Origin of the sequence: Pseudomonas sp. HMWF006, assembly GCF_003061205.1 — a bacterium.
Lineage (GTDB): Bacteria > Pseudomonadota > Gammaproteobacteria > Pseudomonadales > Pseudomonadaceae > Aquipseudomonas > Aquipseudomonas monsensis.
On the sequence record NZ_QAIU01000324.1, the window covers coordinates 1 to 3856 of the forward strand.

Sequence of the window (3856 nt, forward strand, 5' to 3'; positions counted from 1 at the left end):
TCGAAGGATCAGTCGAGAGGCGCTGGGCCAGCCATTGAACCTGTCTATCAACGGCCAGCACATTTCAACGGCGACGGTGCATTCGGAGCTGGGGGCGCAACTGATGATCGTGATGTCGCGCCCTGTGGCCAAAAAACTGCTGCCGACTTTGATCGAGAAGTGAAAATCAACCCACGTGAAAGGTCTGTCCGGTCTGGAGGCCTTCGACACTTTTTGCGTAGGCCAACGCCACGTCCGCCGCGGGAACCGGCTTGTAGCCGCGGAAGTACGGGGCGTAGCTGCCCATCGCCTCCAGCAATACGGTCGGGCTGACCGAGTTCACCCGCAGACCGCGAGGCAGTTCGATGGCGGCCGCTTTCACAAAACTGTCCAGTGCACCGTTGACCAGCGCCGCTGACGCACCGCTGCGAATCGGATCATGGCTGAGTACGCCGGTGGTGAAGGTGAACGACGCACCGTCATTGGCGAACTCTCGGCCGATCAGCAGCAGGTTGACCTGGCCCATCAGTTTGTCCTTGAGGCCGAGGGCAAAACTGTCTTCGTTCATCTCTCCCAGCGGGGCGAACGTTACGTTGCCGGCGGCGCAGACCAGGGCGTCGAATTTGCCGGTTTTTTCGAACAGCTGGCGGATCGACGCACTGTCACTGATATCGACTTGCAGATCAGCGCTGGTGCGACCGATGCGAATGACTTCGTGGCGTTGCGACAGTTCTTTGTCCACGGCTGAACCGATGGTGCCGCTGGCGCCGATTAACAGGATTTTCATTGTGCTGTGCCTCAAGTGATTGAACGAGGTTTCAGTCTAGAGTGGTTTTTTCTACGGATAAGCGCGCTAATGGGCAACCTTTGGTTTTCAAATGGAAACAATCCATGAGTGAAATGGATGATCTGGCGGCGTTCGCGGTGTTGATCGAGGCCGGCAGTTTTACCTTGGCGGCGCAGCAATTGGGTTGCAGCAAGGGACAGTTGTCCAAACGCATCAGTCAGCTGGAAGCGCGATTTTCCGTGGTGCTGCTGCAGCGCACCACGCGCCGCCTGAGCCTGACTGCCGCGGGCGCAGCGTTATTGCCGCAGGCCCAGGCGCTTGTGGTTCAGGTCGAACGAGCGCGTCAGGCCCTGGCGCGGCTGAAGGACGACATGGCGGGTCCGGTGCGGATGACAGTGCCGGTGTCGCTGGGGGAAACCTTCTTCGATGGCTTGCTGCTGGAGTTTTCCCAGCAGTACCCCGAGGTGCAGATCGAGTTGGAGCTGAACAACAGCTACCGTGACTTGTCGCGCGACGGCTTTGATCTGGCGATCCGCAGTGAAGTGGCCAACGACGAGCGACTGGTGGCGAAACCCTTGTTGGCCTGGCAGGAGATGACCTGCGCGAGCCCCGCCTATCTCGAGCGGTTCGGCGAACCGCTGACGCCCCAGGCGCTGGCCGATCATCGTTGCCTGCTCAATAGCCATTACAGCGGTCGCGAAGAATGGTTGTATCACCAGCAACACGAATTGCAGCGGGTGCGGGTGTCGGGACCGTTCGCCAGCAACCATTACAACCTGCTCAAGAAGGCCGCACTCAGCGGGGCGGGCATCGCCCGGTTACCTTCGTACCTGTTGCAGGCGGAATTGGCTGACGGGCGATTGCGCTGGCTCCTGCGCGATTTTCAGACTCGACGCATGCCGATGTACCTGGTGCACCCTTATCAGGGCGGTCTGCCGAAACGCACGCAAGTGCTGGCGGACTATCTGATGGGCTGGTTCAAGCGCAGTGGCGAGGCGCTGGATCGCCTACCGAAATAGCTCTGCAATTCATTTCCAGTGGGATTCTGCTCAGCGCGAAAAGTGGCGGGCGATCAGATGGTCAATCGACAGCTTGCCCGGCCCGGTCGTCATCAGGTACAGCAACACGGCCGCCCAGGTGCCGTGGGTCGGATAGGCATCTGGATACACGAACAGTTGAATGGTCAGGGTCATGCCCAACAGCGCCAGCGCCGAAAACCGCGTAGCGAAGCCGACCAGGATCAGCACCGGGAAGAAGTGTTCGGCAAACGCGGCCAGGTGCGCGGCGACATCCGGCGACAGTAACGGTACGTGATATTCACTTTTGAACAGCGCAATGGTCGAGTCAGCCAGGCGTGGCCAGCCGAATTGAAACGTGCCGTCGATCAGGTCAATGGCCAACCCTTCGACCTTGGTCTGCCCGGACTTCCAGAACACCGCCGCAATCGAGAAACGCGCAATGAAGGCGATCAGGCTGTGGGGGATTTTCTCCAGCAGGGCGATGGCGCGGGTGATGAGGTTGTTCATGGCGATTCCTTGTTTTTCAGGTGGACGATGCCGTTGCTGGCAATCAACAGCGCGAGGGTGTGGCTGAGGTCGAACGGCGGGCTGTTTTGCGCGGACAGCAACAGCGGTTGGTCATTGAGCAGGTGACGCAGAAACACACTGGCGCCGGGTTCGACGGCAAACACCTCGACGTCGAGGCCGTTGCGCAGCACCAAGGCGTGCTGCCCGTGCCGGGTGTCGATACCGGTCAGCGTCGCATCACCCTGATGCGCAGCCCAGATCGCAACCACGGCGTAGTGCGAGTCCAGCAAGTGCAGCGACGGATGAAGCTTGAAGCGCAGGTCGCTCAGCGCAGTCGGATCGGCGAGTGCCGCGGTGATCTGCTCCGGGCGCACCGGCAGTGCATCGCCGGCGTGGTAGGCGCGGGTGCGCAGGCGTTCGAGCCGTGCGACGTCGGCCAGATACGGCACGCTCGCTGCCGGCTCGAATGCGTCGAGGAAGGCTGGCAGCGCTTCGCCGTAGCGACTCATCAACGGGGTTTCTGGCGGGTGTTGTTGTACGAAAACAGCGGCCATGGCGCGGAAAAAATCCTCGCCGACCAATTGCTGCACCACCGGATAGCTGTCCGCCAACGCGTTGATCAGCGAACTCTGCACATTGTTGCGATACACCGAAAACCGACTGGCCGGATCGGCCCCGTTGGCACTGCACAGCCCATCGGGGCAGGGCAATTGCGGGTCGAGTAGCGCGGCAGCAAAAGCCGCTTGATGACTCATGACCGGACTCCCGCACCGAGCAGTATTTCGTCGGCCTGCCGTGCCTCGGCCAGCAGCACATTGAAGGCCGGGACCTGATTGTCACGTTCGATCAGCGTCGCTACCGGGCCGATACGCTCCAGCGCTTGTCGGTACAAGGCCCAAACGGCTTGATCAACCGGCGCTCCGTGATCGTCGATCAGCAAGCGGTCACCGAGGCTGTCGCAATCTTCGGCAAACCCGGCCAGATGAATCTCACCGACGGCGTGCAGCGGCAGCGCGTTGAGGTACGCCTGCGGATCGCGTTGATGGTTGATGCAAGAGACGTAGACGTTGTTGACGTCGAGCAGCAAGCCACAGCCGCTGCGACGGATGACTTCACTGATGAAGTCGGCTTCGTCGAGGGTCGAGTGTTGGAAGGCCAGATAGGTCGCCGGATTTTCCAGCAGTATCGGGCGTTTGAGGGTGTTCTGCACCTGGTCGATATGCGCGCAGACGCGGTTCAGCGTCGGCGTGTCGTAGGCCAGTGGCAGCAGGTCATTGAGGAACACCGGGCCGTGGCTCGACCAGGCCAGGTGTTCGGAAAAGGATTGGGGTTGATAACGCTCGATCAGCCCGGCCAGACGCTTGAGGTGCTCTGTGTCCAGTGGCCCTTCGGCACCGATGGACAGGCCGACGCCGTGCAGCGACAGCGGATACTGTTCGCGGATCAAACCGAGAAAATGATGAAACGGACCGCCGTCCACCATGTAGTTTTCGGCGTGGACTTCGAAGAAGCCGAGGTCCGGTAGTGAGCCGAGCACTTCACGAAAGTGCCCGGTCTTGAGCCC

General features: G+C 60.8%; 5 protein-coding genes. 1 reads left to right on the forward strand and 4 read right to left on the reverse strand.

Translation table 11 applies throughout. From position 1 onward, the window contains the following. Positions 1–166: 166 nt before the first annotated feature. A complete protein-coding gene (locus tag DBR24_RS13185) occupies positions 167–766 on the reverse strand; it encodes a short chain dehydrogenase (RefSeq protein WP_123465284.1) in 600 nt (199 codons plus the stop codon). A 104-nt stretch (positions 767–870) separates the two neighbouring features. Between DBR24_RS13185 and DBR24_RS13190 the strand changes: the two genes are divergently transcribed. Next, positions 871–1785 (forward strand): LysR family transcriptional regulator, encoded by a 915-nt coding sequence (locus DBR24_RS13190; protein ID WP_128614982.1) that lies wholly within the window; start codon positions 871–873, stop codon positions 1783–1785. 30 nt (positions 1786–1815) lie between these two features. Here DBR24_RS13190 and DBR24_RS13195 read toward each other — a convergent pair whose 3' ends face one another. The 3 genes from DBR24_RS13195 to DBR24_RS13205 all read right to left on the reverse strand — a co-directional run. After that, positions 1816–2292 (reverse strand): DoxX family protein, encoded by a 477-nt coding sequence (locus DBR24_RS13195; protein ID WP_123465288.1) that lies wholly within the window; start codon positions 2290–2292, stop codon positions 1816–1818. After that, the gene (locus DBR24_RS13200; protein WP_128614983.1) at positions 2289–3047 is read right to left on the reverse strand and encodes a DUF2063 domain-containing protein; all 759 of its coding nucleotides are present in this window, start codon (positions 3045–3047) and stop codon (positions 2289–2291) included. The genes DBR24_RS13195 and DBR24_RS13200 overlap by 4 nt, the downstream gene beginning before the upstream one ends. Continuing rightward, on the reverse strand, positions 3044–3856 hold an 813-nt coding region (locus DBR24_RS13205), incomplete at its 5' end, for a DUF692 domain-containing protein (protein ID WP_146189035.1). The genes DBR24_RS13200 and DBR24_RS13205, both read right to left, overlap by 4 nt.